The sequence below is a fragment of the Pedobacter sp. KBS0701 genome, assembly GCF_005938645.2.
In the GTDB taxonomy this organism is placed as follows: domain Bacteria; phylum Bacteroidota; class Bacteroidia; order Sphingobacteriales; family Sphingobacteriaceae; genus Pedobacter.
In genome coordinates this window covers 1,696,377-1,721,396 of record NZ_CP042171.1, presented here as the reverse complement: position 1 = coordinate 1,721,396, position 25,020 = coordinate 1,696,377, and the positions used below count along the sequence as shown (strand labels likewise).

Genomic DNA, 25,020 nt, shown 5'->3' with positions numbered 1-25,020 from the left:
ATATTACAATACAATAATAAAAATGTAATTCAACAAAACCTAATGTTTTTGTAAAGAAAATATTACTAATTTCTTCAAATTAGTCTATGCTCGCTATTTATATGCTGAAATCAAGCGTTTAGATGGTTTTTAAAGCAAAAAATCATCGTCATTTATGTAATTTTTCATTTGTTCAACAGGTATGTTACTTTATCTGAGAATTTACTGACAAAACTCCAAAACCAAAAGTAATTTATTAGTGTTTCTTAAATATTACTAACCAAAAATTCATAAGATGGAATATCAATTAAATTCGATGAATGCGAGGAAAGAATTTATCGAAATCGCAGACGAACAAGACCGCAATTATTGGGCAGCCCGTTTAGGGGTAACAGGTGAGCAACTAAAATCAGTTGTTAAAGCCATTCAGAGTATGGAATTTTCAATATTGAAAGAATATTTAATGATGGAGAAAATTAAATCCGGAAGTACTTATCAAAGGTTTGCGAATCAATAATGGAGAAGATGGATTACGAGATTAACGAAAACAGAAATTTAGTAAAAACAGATGATCACACAATTACCGATTGTTCACATCTGATAGATTTGGCACCTGTAAAAAATGTTTTTGACGGTAAAGTGAAAGGAACTAATATCAATCATCCCAAAGCCTGTATTAAAATTTTAACAACCTTTTCGAATAAAAATGGTCTGGCAAACTTGCTTTAAATCTTATTTAAGAAAAGATTGGTACAAACTGTTAATAGCGGCGCGACTGAAATCGGGGAAACCATCGGTATAAGTTGCATTTATTCCATTGGTGATGATTACAAATCCAAATTTTTCTTTGGGATTGAAAAACATGGTACTATATAAGCCATAAGCAGAGCCAGTATGTCCTTTAAGTTTAACCCCGGGTATCAGGTGATCTGCAGTTCTGATGGCCAAGCCATATCCTTCATCATCAGTTAAGGCAGTTTGCATTTTTTTAGCGCTATTTTTACTTATAATTTTAACGCCATTCGAGGTGCCGTAATTCATGTGCATGATCATGTATTTAGCTAAATCTTTAGCAGAAATTTTCATCCCTCCTGTTGGCGAAAAAACCGGTGTACTATAACCCATCACATAATTTGCAATTTCGGCTCTCCTTGGAGCATAAGCGGTTGGCGAAGGACTAAAAGATTTTGTATCAGCATGATATTCATACAGGCTTACAAAACGGGTACTATCAAGAGAATCGACACAATAACCAGCATAAAGGCCTAAAGGTTTCAGAACATGGTTTTTCACATAGTTATCAAAACGTTCTCCTGATTTTTTCTCAATGATGGTGCCGATCAGGTTAAAATTGAGATTACAATAATCAAATTTGCTTCCTGGCGGATAATCATTATAACATTTGGCCCAATCGGGGTTTTTATCCGGATTAATTACATCGAGGTTCAAATAGCCCTGCGAATCATTTAAACCGGAGGTATGCGACAAGGCCATTTTTAAGGTAATTTTCTGATCAGGAAATTTTGGATTCCTGATTTTAAAACCTACCAGATCACCGAAATCATCATCTAAATGAATTTTTCCCGCTTCTACCAATTGCATGATTGATGTTGCCGAAAAAGATTTAGAAATCGAAGCGATCCTAAAAATATCCCGGTCGGTTAGAGGCAGTTTTTTCTCTAAATCTTTTAAACCAAACGAATGGGTATAAATAATCTGGCCATCTTTTACTACAGCTACTGAAGCGCCAATAGCACTGTATTTCTCCATAACCTGCTGAAAATCGGCTTCGGCTTTTTCATTTTGGGCATTTGACTGTTGCGTTATCCCAAAAAGTAAAAGAAGTACAAGAAGATGCTTAAGGCAAGATATTTTCATGAGTTTATCGGGGCTAAGCACTAAATATAAGTGATGAGACCAAACAAAGTTAATACGTAGTAAAAAATTTACTTCGCGTCGTTTACTTCAAGCCAATGACCGTCCGGATCTTTGAAATAAATCTGTTTTACACCATCAACTCGAAGAGTAATACCTTTTTCTTTGCCTGCCCAATCTTCAAAACTGATGTTTTTAGCATTCAGTTTCATTACAAAATCGTCAACCGATGGAACACTGAAACATAAATGCCCGTTTTTATCAAAAGTTTCATTTCCTTTTGCCCCCTGGATTAAATGCAACTGTCCGGCTGGCCCTAAGGTAAACCAGGTATGGCGGTTATCTTTAAAAGGTTCAGGAATCATTTTAAGGTTGAAAACACTTTCGTAAAAAATAGTGGCTTTACTCAGATCGCTTACATAAACAGCGATATGATTTAAAACTGCAGGTACATTTTCGGTTTTATTTTGCGCCATGGCTTTTTGAAATAGGATAGAAAATAAAATAATGCTGGTTAGGAAGACTTTTTTCATGCTTAAATATCCTATTTATAAAGGAATATTTTGAAAAAAAGATGAAAAGTTATTTAAAAAAAGAAAAATCGTCATCTCGACTGAAGCGCAGCGTAATGGAGAGATCTTCGAACCAAGTTATTGAAATCAAATTTAAAAGATTTATCTGCTGCGCTCGAAATGACGGCCCTTCTAAATCTATTATTAATTTAATAACTCCAACCACTCTCATTTGTGCGCACGGGAGAACCAATATTGACTGAATTTTTTGGTTCAGGGCTCTTCGACTACGCTCAGATTGACAGATCGATAGGAATTTTCCGTGTTCTCTGTGCTTCTGTTGCAAAAAAATAAATTATAAAAAAAAAGAGAACCAATATTGACAGAATACTTGGTTTAAGGCTCTTCGACTACGCTCAGAGTGACAGATCGATAGGAATTTTCCATGTTTTCTGTGCTTCCGTGGCAAAAAAATAAATTATAAAAAAAAGAGAACCAATATTGATTGAATACTTTGGTTTAAGGCTCTTCGACTACGCTCAGAGTGACAGATCGATAGGAAATTTTCCGTGTTTCTGCGCTTCCGTAGCAAAAAAATAAATTATAAAAAAAAAGAGAACCAATATTGACTGAATACTTTAGTTTAAGGCTCTTCGACTACGCTCAGAGTGACAGATCGATAGGAATTTTCCGTGTTTCTGCGCCTCCGTGGCAAAAAATAAATTTCATAAAAAAGGTCTTAGCGAGGACGCTAAGACCTGTAAAGACGCTAAAACCGGTAAAAAAGAAAAAGATTCCTCGCTACGCTCAAAACTTCTCCTTAATTCGCTAAACTTTCAAATTCTTCTTCAGTCAATTCGATTTCTCCGGCTTTTAAGTTTTCTTTTAAATGTTCTACAGATTTTGTCCCAGGGATTAAAATGATATTTGACGATCTTTTTAATAACCAGGCCAAAGCAATTTGTGCGGTTGTAGCTTTATGTTTTTCGGCAATCGCTTTAATCTTATCCGCTAACTTATGCGGACCAGAAGCCAAAGGAAACCAGGGAATAAAAGCCAGACCTTCTTCTGCCGTAAAATCTAAAACACTCTCCCATTGCCTGTTGCTAAGGTTATATAAATTTTGAACAGAAACTATCGGAAGAATATCCTGCACTTGTTTAATCTGATCGATGGTTACTTCTGATAATCCTACATTTTTTATTTTGCCTTCTTTCACAGCTTCTACCACAGGCGCCAGGGTTTTGGCAACATCCACATTGGGATCGATGCGGTGCAGTTGCCATAAATCTATTGAATCTACTTTTAATCGTTGCAAACTTCCTTCAATATCCTGCCTGATTTTTTCAGGGGCACCGTTAGGCACCCAATTGTCTGGACCTGGTCGATCAAAACCACCTTTAGTTGCAATAAAGAGATCTTTTTGAAAAGGAGATAAGGCATCAGCAATAAGTGATTCATTAAACTTCGGCCCATAAGCCTCTGCAGTATCAATAAAATTAACGCCATTTGCAACTGCTTCGCGCAAAACGGTTATCGCATTTTCGCGGTCTTCTACTTCGCCAAAAACACCCTTGCCGGTTAACTGCATTCCGCCATAACCTAAACGGTTAACTTCTAATTCGCCAAATTTAAATGTTGTTTTTCCCATTGTATTTCAGATATGATGATAAATTCCATGATAAAATAACCGCAGACAAAAGGCATTGTTTGCAAAATGAATTTTATGATAAATAAATGAACAAAGGGTAATTGTGAGGTGGGTGCTCGTTGTAAACTGCTCAGAGATCAAAAAAGAAAAGTTGTCATTGTAATGCATACGCTAATAGCGATTGTTGTAAGATTGCTTCCCCGAAAATCGGGGCTGGCTGTCGGCTGGAAAAGCCTTCTCAGCAACAACGATAACGAGAGGTATTCAACGCCTGTTAGAAAACGAGCGTAGCTATAAAGATTCCTCGCTGCGCTCAGAATGACAAAAAAGAAAAAGGCTGCTCCAAATGGAACAGCCTGATTGGATATAAGGATAATATACTTTAAAGTATTGTAATTATTTAAGGGGACTGTGGTATTCACCTATTTCCATCCGCCACCAAGCGCATGATAAATATCTACCACAGCGTTTAACTGCTGTTTTTTGGTATCGATCAGTTCTAATTTCGATTGTAAAGCATCACGTTGCGTCATCAATACCTCAAAATAATCAGCCCTGGCTGCTTTAAACAATTCGTTCGAAATATCGATCGATTGCGTAAGTGCGTTAACCTGTTTCGATTTCAGATCGTAGCTTTTTTGCAGGTTGCTGATTTTCGATAGCTGATTGGCTACTTCAATATAACCATTTAAAATGGTCTTTTCATAATCAAAAACAGCTTGTAGTTGTTTGGCGTTTGCAGATGAATATTCCGCCTTAATGGCATTTCTATTGATCAGCGGTCCGGCCAAATCTCCTGCCAAAGAGTAGATCAGAGATTCTGGTGTTCTTAATAAATATGAAGGATTAAAAGCCTGATAACCAATTGAAGCAGAAATACCCAATGATGGATAAAACTGTGCCTTAGCCACTTTAACATCTAATTTAGCAGCTTCTAGTTCATACTCTGCCTGTTTAATATCAGGACGGTTGGCCAACAACTGAGCTGGTAAACCCGAGTGTATGGTTGCAGGTACCAGATCGGTAAAGCTAGATCTATCCCTAATGATTGGCTGAGGAAAACGACCTAACAGGAAATTAATTTTATTCTCTGTTTCGGTAATATCTTGCTGAATATCAAATTCCAAACTTTTAGAACTTAACACCTCTGCTTCAAATTTACGTACAGCAAGTTCGTTAACCCTTGTGGCCTGTTTCTGGATCTTCATCAACTCCAATGCATTGCTTTGGAGTTCGATTGTTTTTTTTACCGTTTCCAACTGATTATCAGAGGCTAACAATTCATAATAAGAATTGGCTACTTCGGCAATTAAATTGGTGATTACGAAATTCTTACCTTCTACTGTCGACAGGTAGTGGTTAATGGCTGCTTTTTTCGAATTGCGCAGTTTATGCCAGATATCTGCTTCCCAGTTGGCCTGCAAACCAAAGTGGTAATCAGGCAATACTTCTGGCACCCCTTTGCCTGGAGTAATTTCAGTAGAGGCATCGCCGGCGCCCGAACTCGTATAACGGCCAACTTTATCCAATCCAGCGCCAACTCCATAGGTTACATTTGGCAAAAGTTCTCCTTTTTTTGCCTTGATTTCATTTTTGGCGATTTCGATATCCTGAAGGGTAATATTCAGCTCCTGGTTATTTTTCAGTGCGGTATCAATCAGGTTGATCAGATTAGGATCTGTAAAAAAGTTACGCCATTGAATACCAGCTATACTTACTGTATCCTGTGAGCCATTAAAGCTCACAGGTACATTTTTATTTTCGGCACGTTGGGCTACTTCCGGTAACTTACAGGCGGTATATGCAGCGCATATTAGCACTAATCCAAGGCCTTTATAAATATTATTTTTAAACATTATTCTCAATTTCTTCAGTTAACGGATGTTCTTCTTCAATTCTGATCAGCTTGTGTTTTGCTGCAATTGTTCCGAATATATAATATAACCCAGGGATCACAATTACCCCGAAAATGGTACCGAAAAGCATACCGCCTGCAGCCGCAGATCCGATGGTACGGTTACCGATTTTCCCCGGTCCACTTGCAATCATCAAGGGAATCAAGCCTGCAATAAAGGCAAAAGAGGTCATTAAAATCGGACGGAAACGTACACTTGCACCTTCCATTGCCGCCTTAAATATCGTTGCCCCCTGTGCATGGCGCTGCGTCGCAAACTCCACAATCAGTACGGCATTTTTACCCAATAAACCGATCAGCATCACCATGGCTACCTGCGCGTAAATGTTGTTTTCCAATCCTAATAATTTAAGGAAGAGAAACGCTCCAAAAATACCGGCCGGTAAAGAAAGGATTACCGAAAGTGGTAAAATGAAACTTTCATATTGTGCAGCCAGAACAAGGTACACGAAACCCAAACAGATCAGGAAGATATAAATAGCTTCATTACCTCTTGATACCTCATCTTTAGAAATACCTGCCCAATCGATACCGAATCCCCTTGGCAAGGTTTTCTTGGCTACTTCGGTAATGGCTTTAATGGCCTCACCGGAGCTGTAACCAGGAGCCGATTGTCCGCTGATCTCCGAAGCATTGTACATATTGTGTCTGGTAATTTCCGATAAACCATAAACCTTACGCATTTTGATGAAGGCTGAGAATGGCACCATCTCATCGCGATCGTTTTTAACCGATAGTTTTAAGATATCCTCTGGTAAAGCCCTGTATTGAGGCAATGCCTGTACGATTACTTTATACTGGCGGTCATATTTAATAAAGCTGGTTTCGTAGTTACTACCCACAAAAGTTGACAGGGTGTTCATCGCATTGTCAATACTTACTCCTTTTTGTTGCGCAATGTCGTTGTCAACATCAAGCATGTATTGCGGAAAACTCGCACTGTAGAAAGTAAATACGGATGATAACTCTTTACGTTTATTCAGTTCCCTTACAAAATCGTTGGCAACGGTTTCCATTTTTTTGTAGTCGCCGCTACCCGCTTTATCCAGTAAACGAAGCTCGAAACCACCTGCTGCACCATAACCTGGAACTGCTGGTGGCTGGAAAAACTCGATGGTTGCACCAGGGATAGATTTTGATTTTTCTTCAAGCTCTTCTATGATTTCTGCAGCCGAATGTTTACGCTCGCTCCAATCTTTCAGGTTAATTAAACAGGTACCCGAGTTCGATCCTGTACCTTCCGTAAGAATCTCATATCCGGCCAATGATGAAACTGACTTTACACCATCAATGTCTTCACACATTTTTTGCAGTTTCTCGGCAATCTGGTCGGTACGTTCCAAAGTAGATCCCGGAGGCGTTTGGATAATGGCATACACCATCCCCTGATCCTCGTTAGGAATAAAGCCTGATGGTACACTCCCACTTAATCCCCAAACCCCCAGACAAAAGGCAACCAATATACCAAAGGTTAATATCCTGCGGCTTACCACTTTGCTCAATACCAGTTCATATTTACCAGAAAGTTTGTTAAAACCATTATTAAAACCATCCAGGAAACGGTCGATTATGGTTTTCTTTTTGGTTGAACCATGATTATTCTTCAACATAATGGCACATAATGCAGGCGTAAGCGTTAAAGCTACAATACCAGAAAGGATAATTGCCGTTGCCATGGTAATGGAGAACTGACGATAGAAAATGCCCACCGGACCAGACATAAATGCTACCGGAATAAATACCGACGCCATTAAGAAGGTAATTGCGATAATCGCTCCACCAATCTCTTTCATGGCCTCCTGTGTAGCTTTTAAAACCGATAGATGTCTGTCGTGCTCCATCTTGGCATGCACCGCCTCAATTACTACAATCGCATCATCTACCACTACCCCAATGGCCAATACCAAAGCAAATAGGGTAATTAAGTTGAGTGTGATGCCGAAGAACTGCATAAACACAAATGTTCCGATCAACGATACCGGTACAGCAATGGCTGGGATAAGGGTTGAACGCCAATCGCCAAGGAACAGGAATACCACTAAACCCACCAGGATAAAAGCCTCTACCAGGGTGTGGATAACCTTTTCGATAGATGCATCCAGAAATTTGGAAACGTCGTAACTGATTTCGTAATCTAAACCTTTAGGAAATGATGCCGATTTAATCTCAGCCATTTTAGCTTTCACATCTTTAATAACCTGGCTGGCGTTACTGCCATAAGATTGTTTTAAAACAATCGCGGCAGATGCTTTTCCGTTTAAGGTAGAGTACAAGTTATAGGCAGAAGCACTAAAATCTACATCAGCGATATCTTTTAAACGAAGTAATTCTCCATTGGGAGTTGCCCTTACTACGATGTTTTCATATCCCTCTTTGGTATTAAAACGACCTGAATATTTTAATACATATTCAAAAGCCTGCGAACGTTTACCCGAACTCTCTCCTGTTTTACCGGGAGAGGCTTCTAAACTTTGCTCATCAAGCGATTTCATTACTTCATCAACTGAGATTTTATACGCCTGCATACGGTCTGGTTTTAACCAGATACGCATAGCATAATCCCTGTCGCCCAAAATATCGGCAAAACCCACACCATCAACCCTTTTCAGCTCTGAAAGCAAGTTGATATCTGCATAGTTGTACAGGAAGTTCTGGTTCATTTTAGGGTCTTTACTGTACAAGTTGATGTACATCAACATGTTCGACTCTTCACGGGTGATTTTTACCCCTTCGCGAACCACCAAAGGCGGAAGTTTATTGGTAACAGCGGCTACACGGTTCTGTACGTTAAGCGAGGCCTGATTGGGATCGGTACCCAGGTTAAATACCACCTGGATTGATGCTTCACCATCATTACCGGCATCAGAAGCAATATATTTCATTCCAGGTACACCGTTAAGTGCACGCTCGAGTGGAATAACTACCGATTTAATTAACAGCTCGTTGTTCGCCCCAGGATACTCTGCCGTAATATTTACTTTGGGCGGAGAAATGGAAGGGAATTGTGTAACCGGCAGGTAGCTGATGGCCAGCACACCAAGAAACACAATAATAAGCGATATTACGATAGAAAGGACTGGCCTTTGTATGAATTTACTAAACATAAAATAAGTATGGAGGGGTTTAGATTATTCTGTTTTCAATCTCAATTGTTTCATCACGTCCTGAGGCTGTTGGAATTTAAAGGCAATTTTATCATCGTCTTTAACCTTCTGTACACCTTCAAGTAAGATCTTATCTTCTACTGTGATGCCATCGCCAATAATGTATAAATCCGGCAGTTCACCAGCAATGGTGATGGCCCTGGAGTGTACTTTATTGTTTTTATCGATTACAAAAACATAAGTTTTATCCTGGATATCGTAAGTTGCTTTCTGTGGGATAACAATGGCATTTTTTAAAGGAACAACCATCTGAATTTTACCGGTTTCGCCGTTTCTAAGCAAGTTATCTGAGTTATTAAACCTTGCCCTGAAAGCAATATTCCCTGTCTCATTATCAAATTCACTTTCTATCACTTCCACTTTACCCTTAGATTTCAACAACTCGTTATTGGCCAGTAATAGACTTACTTCCTGCTGTCCTTTTGCTTTTGCTGCACTCTGGTAGTTTAAATATTCTGGCTCTGATACATTGAAATAAGCAAAAACCTGACTGTTATCCGAAAGGCTGGTTAACAAAGCGCCTTCATCAACCAAACTACCCAGTTTTAATGGAATTCGGTCGATGGTGCCATCAAACGGTGCCCTGATTTCGGTATTTGACAGGTGGAATTTTGCCAGTGAGGTTTCAGCATTTGCCGATTGAAGTTTGGCTTTGGCCATCGCCAGTTCATTTTTGGAAACAATATTTTTATCCGATAATAATTTGGTGTTTTCCAACTCAATTTCTGCCGATTTAGTTTCAGCCTGTGCTTTTAGCAACTCAGACTGGGCTGCTTTTGGCATAATTTTAAATAACAGCTGACCCGCTTTTACACGCTGGCCTTCATCTACATAAATATTTTGGAGATAGCCCTTTTCCTGGGCCCTAACTTCGATATTCCGGACAGATTTAATCTGCGAAACATATTCCTTGGTAAACGAAGTATCCATTCTTAGCGGCGTGGTTACCGCATAAGTAGCTACTTCTTCTTTTTCTTCTTTCTTCGAGGTACAACCTGTTACGTAAAGCAAAGTACACAAGCCTAAGCACATGAGAACTCTTTTCATTTTTTTTCGTTGAATGGTTTTAATCTGATTTATTTTTATTCTCTAATTAGTTTTCCCTGGCAACCAATTTATAATGAAAAGCTGTCTACGACCGGTTTGCAGACACTTAATTGATTTCAATAAATTATGGTTACGCAATGATTTAATTCGAAGGCGAAATAAATACAGATTTATGAAGTTTAAATGAAGTTGAAATTCATGTTTGCTATCCGAAAATCATGATTTAAAAGATAAAAAGATGATTTACAACCACAAACAGAATATTAAAGATGCTTTTTTGCCAATTTAGAGAATTAATAACCCTTTTTTGATGAAGAAACAATAAATCCACAAAAATGGCTCTTGTTTTTGGATGATCTGAATATTTTAACAATAAGGATAAAACAGGTTTTATGACTGTTTAACTACATGAAATGAATTAATCAATTGGAAAAAACGGGCGGCCCGCCCAGTTTATTAATTGCCGAGCACTCCTTTTAGCTCATCAGCTATCCGGGACTCAGCATCTATCAGTTTGATGTAAACGGCATATCAGAAATCGAGTATAAGAATACAGAGCAGTTTACCCTCATGTAATCATTTTTGGATAATCCGTAGCTCTACCTTCGTCATTTAATAAACAGTTGAAATAAAACAACACCAGCCAAAATAAAAGATTAAGCCGTTAAAAATAAAACACTTAGCAATAATTATTATATTTATTTAAAAGATAATTATCCAGCACCGCAGGCAAGCCTTACCTTTGCAAAAAATACCATAATGAACAGTACCCAATCAAAAGCGCTCGAACTAGTTGTAGGCATCATAAAAGATACCATTAGCGATATTAAAATTGAAAACACTTTTGCAAACACTGTTATCCTAAAAGACGGTAATGCCACTATGCAATTATCACAACAGGCAGGTGAAAATGCAGATCAGGAAACCATCGTAATCCTGGACCCGAAGGAAATTATTTACAGCGAAGACCTTCTTCCGGAGCTAAATGACCTCACTTCGGTTACGGTAATTATAAACGGTCTGAATATAGAAACACACCTCGTTTTTCAAGCGGTAAGAGATTGTTTTGATCAGATCAGCAACAGTTACGAATTTTTGAAAATATTTGAAAAAGACGTGATCAAAATAAAAAGCGGATTTAAATTCGGAAGCCATGCTTTTGTACTCAATGTACTGAATGAAAAAGATCAGATTTCTATTGGTGCAGAATTTGCAGCGTCATTTGATCCAGCGGTTAGAAAAACAGTTGAAACAGATGTAATCAAAGTACAAAAAGCCATTAATAAAATGGTTAAAGAAGACGGGGCAATTTAATCGTCCGTTTTTAAATAATAAATATTTCGATAGCCCTGTGCCAAAGCATGGGGCTATCGAAACCTATGATTTATATGTTCTTCAGGATAGGCATATTTATCTATCAATAACCGGCGAGGTGGCAGTTAAGTTTTTTAAGGTTATTGAAAAGCGGTAATATGGCTGCTTTTCTACAGAAACATAAATATAGTCCGGAGATTTCTCCACTCCACAGCTGCACCGGTTGGGATGGACACCGGTTGATACCAAAATTACTTATTAAAATAACACTTAATCACGGAGAAAATGTAGATCAGGATTACCCAACCTGCCATCACAAATTTAGGCCAGGCAATAAAATCTGTTCGCCAAAACTCACCCAGATTTCCAAGGTGGTGAAAGCTGTGAATCAGCCTGATATTCTCCACAACATCTGTTGTGCCAATTAAAAAGGCCAGAAATAAATTAAATCTTAGCAATTCATTTAACCAACTTGTTTTTTCTCTTTGCATTTGCGCATTAGACAGGGTCATGATGAGTAATACATATACCAAAATAAACAGAAAATCGAGGTGTGTATTCTTTAGTGCGAGGTTTAAAAGTGTTTGGTCGCCGTACAGCGTGTCGCTCCAAAGCGAGATGATTTCCGTTCCTGCATCTTTATTGGCGAGTTCCAGACTAATGATTCCTTTGCCGCTGAATTGCTGGAGTACATTTCCCTGAAAAGACATTATACCACAGATGGTAATAAAAACCAAAATTAATATCTTTTTCATTGCTGGCTTCCTTCCTGTTGTTTTAAAACTTCTACAACTGCAGTTCCATTTTGATTTGGGTTGTTAATGCAATGAATCAAGGCCGCTGCTGTTTTTTTGAAATGTTGGGGTAATGGATGCAATTCATCTGTCCAGCCATTTTTACCAACTGATCCTCTGGAATCGATATGGAATACCCGGTTCTCCCCTAACATTTCAGTAAAAATGCGTCCAATATCAATCATCATTTCATTAAACAGGTAAATCATGGCATAAACAATTTTGCGCTGATCTTCAGAATCGTAAATACCCCTGAGCTGCAAGGGCGTTTTTAGCCATCCGCCATGTCCGAGAAAGGTTCGTGCAAACAGCCGGTACCATTTTAGCGGATTATATCCTGCTATCTTTTTATCGCTTGGAATGGCATAATCGTAACCTTGTGTAATAATCTGTATGCCCGGAAATTTACCCTTTTCACCCTTACCTTTACCTCCGGTGAGAATTCCGTTTATAATAAAGTAATATTGGAGTTGAAAAAAGGCCAGCAAAGCATAAAAATCTTTGGATATGAACTGAATACCCCGCTTAAAATCTTCAGGTTTGTCGGGCGGATTAGCTGCATTTTGATAGAGGTATTTCGCAAATGCACTATTTTCAAATTCATTAGAGTCTCCCTTGTGTGTAACCATGGCTGCAATTCTCCGGTTTCCAACCAGATCGTTGCCTCCCCCGCTAATGATAAATACATCAGGCTGAAGTGTAGAAAGCTGTTCGACATATTTTTTGGCACTAACCATATTCATCAGCCAATCGCCTCCAGAGGCCAGACTATAAACAGCCATATTCTCTTCCATAGAAACCCAGTCGATTACATCACTTAAAAGGATCGGGTAATTGAACCAGGAATCGCCCTCTACCACTATTACCCTGTTTTTAAGTCCGTTATGCTTAGCGCTATGCTTACGAAAATTATTTTTTACCTTTTTTATAAAACGGGTATTACGCTGGCTATTTTTTAATGCGTCTACTTTAGCCATAACAGGCGCTAGTGCTGCTATTTTCCGTACCTGCTCCAGATTAAGGTCGTAGATATGCTGAATAATTTCAGAGAGATCAAACTCATTAATCTCCGGCCGCAACTCAACAAGTTCGCTAACCGTAATTTGATTATTAAGCAATTTGTCGATAAGACATTTCTTTATAGAAGGATCCATGGCTTTTCGATCGTTGTATATCATTTTCTATAGATTAAATATTGCATCTGGAAATTATCTGAAATTTTTCTCCATAAAACTGAGCATGTTCCGGCTCATAAACTTCTCTACAATTTCTGCTCCTGATATCAAATTATCCGGCATCGACATGTTGTAATCGGGATTTGCAACAAAAGCATTTGCGTGGATAAGAAGTCTGTCTTTCAGTAATCCAAAGTCGGCAGAGGTCCATATCCCATCAATAGGATTAACAATACCATCGTTGTCACTCCCTAAACATTGAATGTCCCAGGCGGGAAGCCTGTTAATATCGAGCAACACTGCAATATAACGAATCTGCCTCCAAACAAACAGTGCAGCATGAAGCAAGATTGCCTCGCTCCCGAGGTGCTTTCTAAATAGTGCAATTTCATGACTGCTGGCAATACGTCTTTCATCTAATTGTATCCCAAACAGCCCTTTAGTCTGGCCAATGAGCACAATTTCGCGGTCAGAGAAGTTAATATCCGAACTTAAAAACAAGTTATAAGCATGCTCGTCGCCACATATTGCCCCATGGCTCACAATTACCGGTATGTGCTCATTCTTGTATTCCTGATCCAAAAGTTCGAAATATTCTTTTCTGGATGCGATACTCATGTGTTTAATATCGATAAGGATCCGCTTTCCGTTTGTTTTGGATAATAATGCCCTAATCATATCCTTACCTAATGCATTTAGGCCTGTTCCAAGCATCACACTTTGATTGGTGATCAGCTTTACTGAAAAATCAGTTAAGCTGGCGGCATGCCCACATAATCCATTATAAAAATGATGGGCAAAAGTGATAAACAACGGGCAGTGCGGCCAGGCCTTTACCTTTGCCAGGTTATCCATTAAGCTTTGTTTTACCAAAGGATCGTCGCTCCCTACATCCTCAAAGCGATTGTAAAGGGCATGCATCCCTTCAAAAGATAATCCAATGTAGACTGTACGCACCTCATCATCTTCACTTTGGGCAATATGCTGAAAATCTATCAGCAATACATATCTAATTTTTTTTGGTCCAAAAGTGAAAACTTTTCCATCTAAAGCCTTTAAAAAAACATATTCATTTTCCAGATCTGCAAAATATCCATTGTGTGAATCCTGAATGTAATGTATACGCTCTTTTCCAATGCCAGTAACAAGGTTTACGCTATCGGTAACTAAATCACCTGGTAAGGCACCTTTCCTGACAAATCCTTTTTCGAAAGGATAAAGTGAGCAAAAAATAAGTCCGACACCTCCCTTTTCTAGCGCCTGAATGCCCGCCTGGGGAAAACTGGTAATACCTAAAATTTTATTGAGGATCTTTTTTACAAATGGTGGATCACCATAGAAATAAATGCAGTCTTTTATTAAAGGATTGGTCCCAGGTATCCTATCGGGAAAGCTACGCCCATAAGGTTTCATTGAAGGGTGGCAATGTAAATCTGCAACAGCGATATTCATAAGTTGAAAGGTTTTAGATGAAATGCCCCTAAGGCACAGCACAAAATCCACTTGGGGACATACCGAATAATATTAAATCAATTGAAAATATACAGCATTCAACCGAAGATAACAGCTTACTTTAGCCTAAAGCGCTCCAGTTATCGAATACGTAAATATAACGGATCATCTGATAGATTACAATACCCAATATTGGGTATAAAACCTGATCACATATTGGAAATCCAGTAAATACCTAATATCGGGTATTTGTATTCTGTACAAGAATAATTAAATTGCATTACCAATACAAATTGCTGTTATACCTTAAAATTAAGTTCATGCGTTCTGATTACAGGAAGTATGGATTTACGGTATTAACAACTTGATTATTTAAGTCGCTCTACCATGAAATACCTAATAGCGTTAGCCTTTTTAGCCCTTTTTAATGGTAATACCTATGCTCAAAAAGATTGGGCTTATGCACCATATTTCAGTTTCGGACTCAATGCAAATCTTAACTATGGAAAAAAGCAAACTTTTCCCGGGGTAAACCTTTATGGCGGGTTTGCAGTGAGCGCCGTTTACAAAAACAGCTTCATCGCAAACTATGGAGGCAGCATTTCTATATACAGGAAAACTGTTGGCACCAATCTGAATCCCCTGATTGATAATGTTGAAATAGACTTTACCAACGCTATATCTGCCGGATATGGAGGCCATCCGTTAAGTTACAATAAACTGATTCGCACGATGCAGAATTCAGCTTTCTACAACATTAACTTAAACAACAATTATTTCGGCCTGCTCTCTACCAATATTGTATTCAATAACCATCGGCGCAACCAGGTGGTAGGTTCGGTTACGCTTTCAGGGCCGGGACTTAGCTTTAATTATTATAATGATGGTGCTGCACCTGTAAAGTGGTTTGGCATTGGCGATGGTTTTGATCGCTGGTGGACGGGTGGTGGTTCATTCTTCGTACACTCCCGCAAGGGTTTTAACTATGGCGAGTTAAGTTTCGACCAGTTTACCGGTTACCAGCCATTTTTGTTTGAGCTTTCTGAAATCATCGGTATAGATGTTCCTCCGTATGCTCAGTCTGCCGATGATCAGTCGAAAAGAAAAAAAGATTCGAACTACAACAGTTCTCAATATCATCTCAGGATTGGACTAAATGAACATTTTAGTGTTGATGCGGGTGTTTTGGGTTCGTTAAGGGTAGGTGAAAACGGAACTATATTTTCTTTTCAGGATCTGATACACGTCATTGGCAAAATGCCTTTGCACCCAAATAACGATGTGAACAGGGTTTTTATTGGAGGATCATTTAATAATGTCAATTATGTTAAAGTTAAATAGCAGTAAACTCATTGTCTTTTTGCTGGTGGCGCTGAGCACTTCCTGCACCATCAGAAAACATCCGTTTAACTTTAATAAAGACATTGATAAAGCGTTTTTGCAAAATGTGATCAGCGGAAGTAAATCTATACTGGCCGCTGAAAAGAATGCCACCAGTGCAAGAGTATATAAAGCAGGTTTTCTACAAGGCTGGATGGAACAGAATCATTTTGTAGACTGGGCAGTTCTGAGTAAACAACGCAAAAATGAGTTTACTTCCTATAACCGTGGGGGCAAAAGCGAGTATGATGTTTACCTCATTTTGTTTGATGCAAAAAGTGGAAACAAGAACAGTTTCTTGTTTTTCACGGTTCAGCGGCCATGGTTAGATACTGATACTGCTACAGGCTTTAGCCCTTTTTATTATGGAATTTTAGACAGCCGGGCAGCTGGCCCCTATCTCCTTGCTGATGAAACTTTTAAGATAACAGCTAAATGCAAAGCTTATACGCCTACCAAGAGGAACAGTAACAAAATATATTTTTTACTGGATAAACGATATGGCTCCAACTTTAATTCAGACAGTCTCCGGATTGAAAAGGTAGTACTCACGCAAGACAATCAGCTAAGCGGCAACAAGGCATTAGTGATATCGGTTGATGATGTACTGGGCGATAAGGTATCGCTTATTATGAGGTATGAAGACACCATTATTTTGAAACCTTAACATTGTTAACAATGAGAAAATTAAGAAAAAAAAGGGCTAAGAGAGATAAACTATTTTTCTTACCTACATTAAGGTGCGTAGAAATTGATGGCGAGTTTTGTGTTTTCGAAAGAAAAGATGGTGGTTGGAGTGAAACAGGAATAACCTATACTACTTGTGAAGAATGCAAAAAGAAAAGCGGAACATATCGCTGTTTTTCTACATAATTCTTACCCTTTCAAAACAAACATTATCTTAACATTTACGAAACACAATACTTACATTAAAGGATTATCTTAGCAAACACAAACCAGCTTTCTTTGTTTTATAACCAGATTAGAGCGGCACAACATGGAAAAAGAAATGCAATCTGAAAGGGATATACAATGCGAATTCCTAAATATTTTTAAATTTATATGGGCAGCTTGTGGCATAGTTCCATTAGGTGAAGCGCCGGAAAATCCAGAGACAGAAAATGCAAATCTTAATCAAAGCATGCAATTATAAATATTAACTGTAATTACGTTTAGTAGTTAACTGCATTATAAATTTCAATACTAAGCGTGTTTAGACACGTGCATTTTGTTCATTATTTCTACCAAATAATAAAATTATAGCCCAGTATACTACGATCCTAATTTACTACCATGCAATGCCATAATCTTCTCCATGGTTACTCGATCCACCTTGCAAACTATTGTGTTTCCAATCAAAATAAATGGCATTGATAGGGCCACTGGTACGTTCTGAAAAACTGAGTGTATAACCCATTTTTTTCAATTCAGTACGCACCTCCTCTTTAGTATTGGCATTTAATAAGATCTGACCGGGCTTTGGTTCTCTGTCGCTCGTTTTAGTACCCCCCAGAGAAAGCCAAAGTTGATTGGTATTAAAATTAGCTGCTTCGGTTGCCCTTTGCACATTCATATCAAATTCAGCCATATTTAAAAAGAATTGCAGTAAGTTCTGGTCCTGGGTATCCCCACCCTGAACTGCAGCAGATATAAAAGGTTTACCATCTTTGAGAAATAGTGAGGGCGATAAGGTTACTCTTGGTCGTTTGCCAGGCGCAACAACATTGAAGGGGTTTAAGGCAGAATCGAGCACAAAACTTTGCATGCGCTGACTCATTCCAATACCTGTATTACCGGCAATACAGGCCGGAAGCCAACCTCCGCTTGGGGTAACTGATACTACCCAACCTGCTTTGTCTGCAGCTTCTATAGATGTTGTTCCCCGCCACAAGCGGTCTTCATAAATTTCTTTTGGCGTATTGTTGCCCAGGTCGTGCTTTGGTGCAAAATTACGTTTGGCTGTATCCGGGTTATAACCCCTGCTTTTTAACAGATTTAAATAAGGGTTTTTCTTTCCCTCATAAGGGTAAGGATCGCCAGGGCCTACATTTGCATCATTTTTATTAAATTGAATAAGTGAGGCCCGTTGTTTTGCATAATCTTTACTTAAAAGACCTTTTATTGGTTCAGCAGGATTTTGATCTGGATCTCCATAATAAAAATCACGGTCAGCAAACGACAGGTTCATTGCCTGATAAACAGTATGAATATATTTTGAACTATTATAGCCCATTGCTTTCAGATCAAAATTCTCCAGTATATTTAAAGCTTGCAGTAAAACAGGTCCTTGTGTCCACTGTTTTAATTTATACACCTTGATTCCTTTATAATCGGTGCTTAGCGCTTCTTCTTCAGCCGGTTTCCATTTAGCAAGGTCATCCATGGTAATTAAACCACCCTGTTCTTTGCTTCCGCGAACAAATTCTTTTGCGATATCTCCTTTATAAAAACGATCATAAGCGGCCATTAATGCCTCTTGTCGGGTGCTTCCTTTCTTTAATGCTGCTTGCTCTGCTTCAACCATTTTGGTTAGGGTGGCCAACAGCTCTTTTTGAACAAAAACCTCCCCTGCTTCTGGCGCCTCCCGTTTCTCACCCAAATGTGGCAACAACACCTTTTTACTGTAAGGCCAGGTTTTAATCAAATCTTTATCCCGTTCCATACTGTTTGCAGCCTGTGCTTCTATGGCATAACCTGCAGCCATCTGAATGGCAGGTGCTAAAACCTGACCCAGGCTCATGCTGCCGTATTTACTCAGCATGTAGATCAAGCCGCCGGGCGTACCCGGCGTGGTGGCGGCCAGAGGACCGTATTCTGGCGGAAAACTATAACCTTTAGCTTTAAAAAAGGCTACGGTTGCTCCGGTTGGTGCAACGCCCATCGCATTAATGGCGATCACCTTTTTTGTATTGGGATTGTAAATCAGCGCCTGCGTCTCTCCTCCCCAGCTCAAGGTATCCCACATGGTGCAAGTGGCAGCTAACATGGCACATGCCGCATCAACAGCATTTCCCCCTTGCTGAAAGATCATTGCACCTGCTGTCGCTGCCATTGGCTTTCCGGTGATGGCCATCCAACTGTTACCATAAAGCATCGGCTTTTGCGTTTGCTGTGCGAATAAAGGGCGAAAAGAAAGTGATAATAACAGAACAAGGAATAAATTTTTCATACTTCCAATATAGCTAAAATATGCACTACAACAACCCTGCTCCAGCAGTAAAAGCCTTAATTCAGGGCAATAAAACAAGCTTGTTACGAAATTTTAAATCATGTCTTCATTTCTTTTTCCGTGGCTTGGGTTCGGGTAGTTCAGCTACTGTAATGCTGATCAGTTTTTTTAACCAATCGCTATCTTCCAATTGCTCTTCTATTAAAAATTGATTTTTTGCACCTGGATAAGGTGGCGCTTCCACAACGTCAATGATATACGCTCTTCCCGATAAAGTAGGTTTAACAAACAATTTGTTATCGCACACGAGCGCAAATAACTTATCATCAAAATACAAACCGTATTCACCAAACATTTTCTTAAAGGTAACACGTCCGGAATAACCAATCTGATCGATAACAAAGTCTACGAATTTCTGATCTGATGCCATTTTTAAATTGATTTATTTGATTAAGATCTTTCTCTTTTGATTCTGGTTTGCAATAATACGCTTAATCACTAAATTTGCCGCTCTAAAAGCCAGTTGCCGATCAATCAACTGTTACGCTAAATGTTAAAAAACTAAAATGGAAGAAAACGATTTTGTTTCTATCTGGCTGGAAGAAAACGGAAATCCAGCAATTGAAAAACTAGAACAGCTAAACCTCGAAGTTGCCCTTAAAACTACAGAAATACTTGCAATAAAGGGTTCATCTGAAAAGGACCTGGCATTTATATTGGATATTAATCCTGATGAAATCAAAAGGTGGTTAACTGGCAGACATGTTTTCAGTATCAAAACTATTAATGAAATTACAGCTGCATTAGCTGAAATTGACATCAGTAACAACGGAAAGCAACAGATAAACTAATATATAAAAACACAGCAGGGGCTGGTTCACGAACGCAGCCCAGGTATTTAAAATCTCCTTACTTCTCTACTGTAGTTTCGCTAAAATTAACCGTTTTAAGTTTACTCACATTCTTTTCCTCCAAAGCTTTTCCTGCATAGTCTGGCTTATTTTTACCCCATACTACATTGCTGTTAAGCAGGCTGATGTATCCGGTATTTTCAAAATAAAATCCCGCAATTGCACTTTTAACCAGCCCTTCAACATTGCTTGGCCTGCGGTCATATACTCCCCCTCCTTCTTTTGTTGTTTTATCGAGGTAAACACTCACCTGGTCAAAATAGATATCAGAAATTTTATCGGGGCTTTCGCCACTGATGTACACACCACTTTCTCCGGTACACCGGATATTACTGAAATAAATATTTTTAACAGCCCCAACCTTGCCCTTGGTTTGGCCCTTCGGCAATCGCCAGCCAGCATCTTTATTATTGCTGGTTGCTCTTGGATAAGCGGTAATATAAATCGGCTCTGCCTTACCCCACCATACATCCGAAAAAAGTTTTGATTCGATAAACAGGTTAGAAAAAATCACATTATTTACGGTACCCTCATCACGGTTTTGAATACCAATACCGCGGTTACTCTTTCTGATATTACAGTTATTGATCAGTACATTACTGATCCGGTCCATATTTTCAGAACCTATTTTAATGGCGCAAGAGCTGGAGGTCATGGTACAGTTGCTGATCACAATGTTTTCACAGGCGCCATATTCTTCAAACTCTCGCCTGTTTTTTAAGCAGATACAGTCGTCACCCGATTCGATAAAACAATTGGTAATCCGCACATTTTTACTGTGATCCAGATCAATACCATCACTATTACGGATCTTAATGCTGTTCAGTAATGTTATATTCGATATCGAAACATCATTACAACCTATTAAATGAACGGTCCAGTAGGCAGAATTCTGAAAAGTTACCCCATCTATATTCAGTTTATTACAGCCGGTTAGTGTAAGCAAATGCGGTCGCGGATCTACAATATTAAAAGGTTTTAAAACATACGAGTCGCTAAGCTCCTCCCCCATGAACGAAATTCCATTTCCATCAATCGCCCCTGTTCCGCTAATGCTTACCTGTTCAAGCTTTTCTCCGCCTATCCAGATGGTACCCTCGCCTTTATTTTCTCTAAAAGCACTTTGCGTATACAGTTTTTCATCAGGACTGGCCAGGATTTTAGCACCACCCTCTACCCTTAAATCAACAAACGATTTTAAGTTAAATGGACCGGCTAAAAATACATTCCCTGCGGGTACAATTACCTGCCCGCCCCCTGCTGCAGAACAGGCATTGATGGCTTTCTGAATGGCCGCTGCATCGTTGTTTTTGCCATCGCCAACTGCACCATAATTTTTAATATTATATAATTTATTCTGGGCCATCCCACTGAAAGAAATCAGCAGTGCAAAAAAAAGTAAAATTCTTATCTTCATTTTTCAATTCGTTATAAATATAAATTGGGTTATTTTAAGTACATACTCACTTACCAAAAAACGGTATAAAGCGCTGCAAGAATACCACAAATAATAACCGAGGCAATGGTAAATGCCGGAGTAACCTTAAACATACTGCTATCAATCTCCAGTCCCTGCGGGTTATCTTTACTTTTAGGATCCGTTAAGGTTACCAGAACCATTAAAACCATAATAATCACAAATACCCATGACATTCTATTCAAGAAAGGAATCGGTGCAATAGCGCCGCTGCTTAGCGCAGGCAGGAATTTAAAAAAAGCAGATAAAGGGATGGTTAATAAAGAAGCGACAAGCGCAGCACGTGAAGTGGTTTTCTTCCAGAAAAAGCCTAGTAAAAAGATCGCAAAAACACCCGGCGAAATAAAACCAACATATTCCTGAATAAACTGATAAACCTGATCGAAACTCCGCAATGCAGGAGCGATAACGATAGCAATTAAAGATGCGACAACCACAGACCAGCGACCAACTGAAACCAATCGTGTTTCTGATGCTTCGGGTTTGATAAACTTCTTGTAAATATCAAGTGTAAAAATAGTGGCAATGCTATTACATTTTCCGGCAAGTGAGGCTACTATAGCGGCAGTAAGCGCAGCAAAAGCAAGTCCTTTTATTCCTGCGGGTAATAAATTCATGAGAACCGGGTATGCATGATCAGGTTTAACAGTTCCGGCTGCATCAAGCATTTCGGAATGGAAATAACCACGCTGATAAAGCACGTAGGCAGCAATACCTGGGATAACAACAATTACCGGAATGAGTAATTTCAAAAATGCGGCAAATATTAATCCGTTACGCCCGGTCTTTAAATCGGCTCCCAATGCCCGCTGAACAATATACTGGTTACAACCCCAATAATTTAAATTATTGATCCACAAACCACCTACCAGTACCGCAATACCAGGCAATTCGCTGTAAAATTTATCTCCTTTAGAAAATATCATATGAAAGTGATCAGATGCTTCGCTGCGCAATAATGGAAGAGAGGCCAAAACGCTGGGTGCATCCAATTTTTCAGCTACAAGTTTAAGCGCCATATAACAGGTAATCAATCCGCCTGCCACTAAAACAAAAACCTGTATCACATCAGTATAACCAATTACCTTCATGCCGCCAAGGGTGATAATAGCAGAAAAAATAGCCAGGAAAATGATGCATATATTAAAAGGAATGCCCGTAATCGTTTCAATAGCAATGGCACCAAGAAAGAAAATGGAAGTTAAGTTTACAAATACATAAACAAGTAACCAAAAAACTGCCATTAATGTACTTACCGTATTATTATAACGGTTAGACAGAAACTGTGGCATGGTGTAAATTTTGTTCTTAATGTAAATGGGCAGAAAGAATATAGCCACAATAATTAATGTAGCGGCAGCCATCCATTCGTAACTGGCAATGGCGAGCCCCATTGCAAAACCCGAACCCGACATGCCAATAAAATGTTCGGCAGAAATATTAGAAGCAATGATAGATGCACCAATTGCCCACCAGGTGAGTGAGCCTTCTGCCAAAAAATAATCCTTCGTATCAGTACGCTTTTTTTTCTTGCTTCGATAAACCCAATAGCCGTATACCGAAACAATGATAAAATACATTAAAAAAACAACATAATCGAATACAGACAAGTGATTCATAAGGGTTTTTTACATTTGGTTTTTTTAAAAGTCAGAAAAAATCCCAATGTTGAAGGTTTAATTCGATTATTTAATTACGTAAACGTTTTCGCGTATCAGCTAGCTATAACTTAAATTCAGCCTGTTAACAACCTGTAGATTCGCGTTTGGTCAGCACCGATTTCAATATGATATTCTGTTCATCGTCCAGTTGTTTATTGTTAAGGATTTTGAAAAGGCATTTTGCCGCTTCACGTCCAATTTCGAAGGCAGGCTGCGAAATTGTGGTAAGCGAGGGGCTTAAGAGCTTTGCCGTACTCAGGTTAGAAAAACTGAGAACTTTAATATCATCCGGAATCTGCAAACCCAATTCCCTGCAAGCGCAATAAGCAGGAATGATGAATTCTTCAATAGAAGAAAAAAGTGCATCGGGTTTATACTTCCCAAGCAATTCCTTGATCTGTTGCAGGTTAAATTCTTCGTCATCATGATATTTAACAATGACTTCATCCGAAGCCATTATCCCATGTAATTTCAGTGCATCGAGATAACCGGCAAACCTTGCTTTACCTGCCGGAAGATTTTCGAGGCCAAATAAATAGGCAATTTTGGTACAGCCGCACTCAATTAAATGTTCAGTGGCCTGGAAAGCAATCTCATAATCATCAGTAGTTACTTTAACCGCATCCAGGTTTTCATATACCCGATCAAAAAATACCAGAGGGATTTTCTTAACCAGATTGGCGTAATATTCACTATTGTATTCACTGCTTGATACGGAAGTAAGAATACCATCTACCCTCCCGTTTAACAAACTATTGGTGAAAGCTTTTTCTGCTTCTATATTTTCATGGGTTTGATAAATGAGCACATGGTAACCATGCTGTCGGGCTATTTCTTCAATTCCCATGATAGATAAGGAGAAAAAATTATTGGCTACGCAGGGTATAACTACTGCAACAGTTTTGGTTTTGTTGCTCCGAAGGTTACTCGCTGCCGGATTTGGTGTATAATTCAGTTCCTTAGCCAAAGTCCACACCCTGTTTTTGGTTTTTAAACTGATTTCATAGCTGTCGTTGAGGGCCTTAGAAACGGTTGCAATAGAAATATTCAATTCCTGAGCCAACCGCTTAATATTAACTGTTTCCGCCATGTCTTTAATTTTGTTTTGTTAGTTTTTTGAAGTTTACCTGGCTTCACCAAGAGCATTGAGATAAGCCAAATCCTCCCTTTTTTTCACCAGCAACTTCATCAAAAACAGCTGCTTCCTGGCTATACGGATATAACCAGGTGAAGTTGATGTTCAGAAACAAGTTAGCTGAGTAAGCAGCAGATATCTTTTCCTACCGGAATAAATATCTGGCCGCGAACGAAAATATAAAATAATCGTTACATCACCGTTCATTTTTTTCTTTTGTCTTTTCTCTAACATACGTTCAGTCAAATCAGCCAAAAATCATAACTACTTAAATTTAAACATTTTAAACCATATTTTTTAATCCAAAACAGGATTTTACGTAATCGTTTAAGTAAATAAAGTTGGTGAAACATAAAATTTTAAGCTTTCAAAAACTCAACTTTAACCCAACAACCAACAAAATTTCATA

The 25,020-nt window shown here is 38.8% G+C and carries 22 protein-coding genes; 8 read left to right on the top strand and 14 right to left on the bottom strand.

Annotation, left to right across the window (positions count from 1 at the left end; all coding sequences use genetic code 11):
- The first annotated feature begins 274 nt into the window (after positions 1 to 274).
- Positions 275 to 496 (top strand): DUF3606 domain-containing protein, encoded by a 222-nt coding sequence (locus FFJ24_RS06740; RefSeq protein WP_138823735.1) that lies wholly within the window; start codon positions 275 to 277, stop codon positions 494 to 496.
- Positions 497 to 504: 8 nt separating this feature from the next.
- Positions 505 to 708, top strand: a complete 204-nt coding sequence (locus FFJ24_RS06735; protein WP_138823734.1) for a hypothetical protein — start codon at positions 505 to 507, stop codon at positions 706 to 708.
- Between the two features lie 3 nt (positions 709 to 711).
- Here FFJ24_RS06735 and FFJ24_RS06730 read toward each other — a convergent pair whose 3' ends face one another.
- From FFJ24_RS06730 to FFJ24_RS06705, 6 genes are all read right to left on the bottom strand, one after another.
- Positions 712 to 1,857 carry a serine hydrolase gene (locus FFJ24_RS06730; RefSeq protein WP_138823732.1) on the bottom strand — a complete coding sequence of 382 codons (1,146 nt, stop codon included), beginning with the start codon at positions 1,855 to 1,857 and terminating at the stop codon, positions 712 to 714.
- 68 nt (positions 1,858 to 1,925) lie between these two features.
- A complete protein-coding gene (locus FFJ24_RS06725; RefSeq protein ID WP_246862760.1) occupies positions 1,926 to 2,387 on the bottom strand; it encodes a VOC family protein in 462 nt (153 codons plus the stop codon).
- Positions 2,388 to 3,186: 799 nt separating this feature from the next.
- Positions 3,187 to 4,017, bottom strand: a complete 831-nt coding sequence (locus tag FFJ24_RS06720) for an aldo/keto reductase (protein ID WP_138823729.1) — start codon at positions 4,015 to 4,017, stop codon at positions 3,187 to 3,189.
- 422 nt (positions 4,018 to 4,439) lie between these two features.
- Complete coding sequence (locus FFJ24_RS06715; RefSeq protein WP_138823727.1) at positions 4,440 to 5,873, bottom strand: TolC family protein; 1,434 nt, start codon at positions 5,871 to 5,873, stop codon at positions 4,440 to 4,442.
- Positions 5,866 to 9,036, bottom strand: a complete 3,171-nt coding sequence (locus FFJ24_RS06710; protein ID WP_138823725.1) for an efflux RND transporter permease subunit — start codon at positions 9,034 to 9,036, stop codon at positions 5,866 to 5,868. The genes FFJ24_RS06715 and FFJ24_RS06710 overlap by 8 nt, the downstream gene beginning before the upstream one ends.
- Positions 9,037 to 9,060: 24 nt before the next feature.
- A complete protein-coding gene (locus FFJ24_RS06705; protein WP_138823723.1) occupies positions 9,061 to 10,143 on the bottom strand; it encodes an efflux RND transporter periplasmic adaptor subunit in 1,083 nt (360 codons plus the stop codon).
- Positions 10,144 to 10,902: 759 nt separating this feature from the next.
- On the opposite strand from FFJ24_RS06705, the gene FFJ24_RS06700 reads away from it, so the two are divergent.
- Positions 10,903 to 11,457, top strand: coding sequence for a hypothetical protein (locus FFJ24_RS06700; protein WP_138823721.1), 555 nt, complete (start codon positions 10,903 to 10,905; stop codon positions 11,455 to 11,457).
- Between the two features lie 251 nt (positions 11,458 to 11,708).
- Here FFJ24_RS06700 and FFJ24_RS06695 read toward each other — a convergent pair whose 3' ends face one another.
- Genes FFJ24_RS06695 through FFJ24_RS06685 form a run of 3 tightly spaced genes read right to left on the bottom strand, consistent with a single transcriptional unit; the run spans position 11,709 to position 14,878 of the window.
- Entirely contained in the window at positions 11,709 to 12,212 is a 504-nt protein-coding gene (locus FFJ24_RS06695; protein ID WP_138823719.1) for a hypothetical protein, read from the bottom strand.
- Positions 12,209 to 13,429: a hypothetical protein gene (locus FFJ24_RS06690; protein WP_138823717.1), complete on the bottom strand. Its 1,221-nt coding sequence runs from the start codon at positions 13,427 to 13,429 to the stop codon at positions 12,209 to 12,211. The genes FFJ24_RS06695 and FFJ24_RS06690 overlap by 4 nt, the downstream gene beginning before the upstream one ends.
- A 30-nt stretch (positions 13,430 to 13,459) precedes the next feature.
- The gene (locus FFJ24_RS06685; RefSeq protein ID WP_138823715.1) at positions 13,460 to 14,878 is read right to left on the bottom strand and encodes a membrane dipeptidase; all 1,419 of its coding nucleotides are present in this window, start codon (positions 14,876 to 14,878) and stop codon (positions 13,460 to 13,462) included.
- A gap of 387 nt (positions 14,879 to 15,265) precedes the next feature.
- Between FFJ24_RS06685 and FFJ24_RS06680 the strand changes: the two genes are divergently transcribed.
- The 4 genes from FFJ24_RS06680 (at position 15,266) to FFJ24_RS25995 (ending at position 17,411) form a co-directional block, all read left to right on the top strand.
- Complete coding sequence (locus tag FFJ24_RS06680; RefSeq protein ID WP_138823713.1) at positions 15,266 to 16,219, top strand: hypothetical protein; 954 nt, start codon at positions 15,266 to 15,268, stop codon at positions 16,217 to 16,219.
- Positions 16,203 to 16,925 (top strand): hypothetical protein, encoded by a 723-nt coding sequence (locus FFJ24_RS06675; protein ID WP_138823711.1) that lies wholly within the window; start codon positions 16,203 to 16,205, stop codon positions 16,923 to 16,925. Before FFJ24_RS06680 ends, FFJ24_RS06675 begins: the two co-directional genes overlap by 17 nt.
- Before the next feature lie 11 nt (positions 16,926 to 16,936).
- The gene (locus FFJ24_RS06670; RefSeq protein ID WP_138823709.1) at positions 16,937 to 17,131 is read left to right on the top strand and encodes a hypothetical protein; all 195 of its coding nucleotides are present in this window, start codon (positions 16,937 to 16,939) and stop codon (positions 17,129 to 17,131) included.
- 124 nt (positions 17,132 to 17,255) lie between these two features.
- Entirely contained in the window at positions 17,256 to 17,411 is a 156-nt protein-coding gene (locus FFJ24_RS25995) for a hypothetical protein (protein WP_168202402.1), read from the top strand.
- Positions 17,412 to 17,546: 135 nt separating this feature from the next.
- Here FFJ24_RS25995 and FFJ24_RS06665 read toward each other — a convergent pair whose 3' ends face one another.
- Complete coding sequence (locus FFJ24_RS06665) at positions 17,547 to 19,427, bottom strand: gamma-glutamyltransferase family protein (RefSeq protein WP_138823707.1); 1,881 nt, start codon at positions 19,425 to 19,427, stop codon at positions 17,547 to 17,549.
- Positions 19,428 to 19,533: 106 nt separating this feature from the next.
- On the bottom strand, positions 19,534 to 19,857 hold the full coding sequence (locus FFJ24_RS06660) for a TfoX/Sxy family protein (RefSeq protein ID WP_138823705.1): 324 nt from the start codon (positions 19,855 to 19,857) through the stop codon (positions 19,534 to 19,536).
- 136 nt (positions 19,858 to 19,993) lie between these two features.
- Between FFJ24_RS06660 and FFJ24_RS06655 the strand changes: the two genes are divergently transcribed.
- Positions 19,994 to 20,278 carry a hypothetical protein gene (locus FFJ24_RS06655; protein ID WP_138823703.1) on the top strand — a complete coding sequence of 95 codons (285 nt, stop codon included), beginning with the start codon at positions 19,994 to 19,996 and terminating at the stop codon, positions 20,276 to 20,278.
- Between the two features lie 58 nt (positions 20,279 to 20,336).
- On the opposite strand, the gene FFJ24_RS06650 is transcribed toward FFJ24_RS06655, so the two are convergent.
- From FFJ24_RS06650 to FFJ24_RS06640, 3 genes are all read right to left on the bottom strand, one after another.
- A complete protein-coding gene (locus FFJ24_RS06650; protein ID WP_138823701.1) occupies positions 20,337 to 21,755 on the bottom strand; it encodes a glycoside hydrolase family 28 protein in 1,419 nt (472 codons plus the stop codon).
- A gap of 50 nt (positions 21,756 to 21,805) precedes the next feature.
- Positions 21,806 to 23,434: a sodium/sugar symporter gene (locus FFJ24_RS06645; RefSeq protein ID WP_138823699.1), complete on the bottom strand. Its 1,629-nt coding sequence runs from the start codon at positions 23,432 to 23,434 to the stop codon at positions 21,806 to 21,808.
- A gap of 124 nt (positions 23,435 to 23,558) precedes the next feature.
- Complete coding sequence (locus FFJ24_RS06640) at positions 23,559 to 24,566, bottom strand: LacI family DNA-binding transcriptional regulator (protein WP_138823697.1); 1,008 nt, start codon at positions 24,564 to 24,566, stop codon at positions 23,559 to 23,561.
- Positions 24,567 to 25,020: the final 454 nt, after the last annotated feature.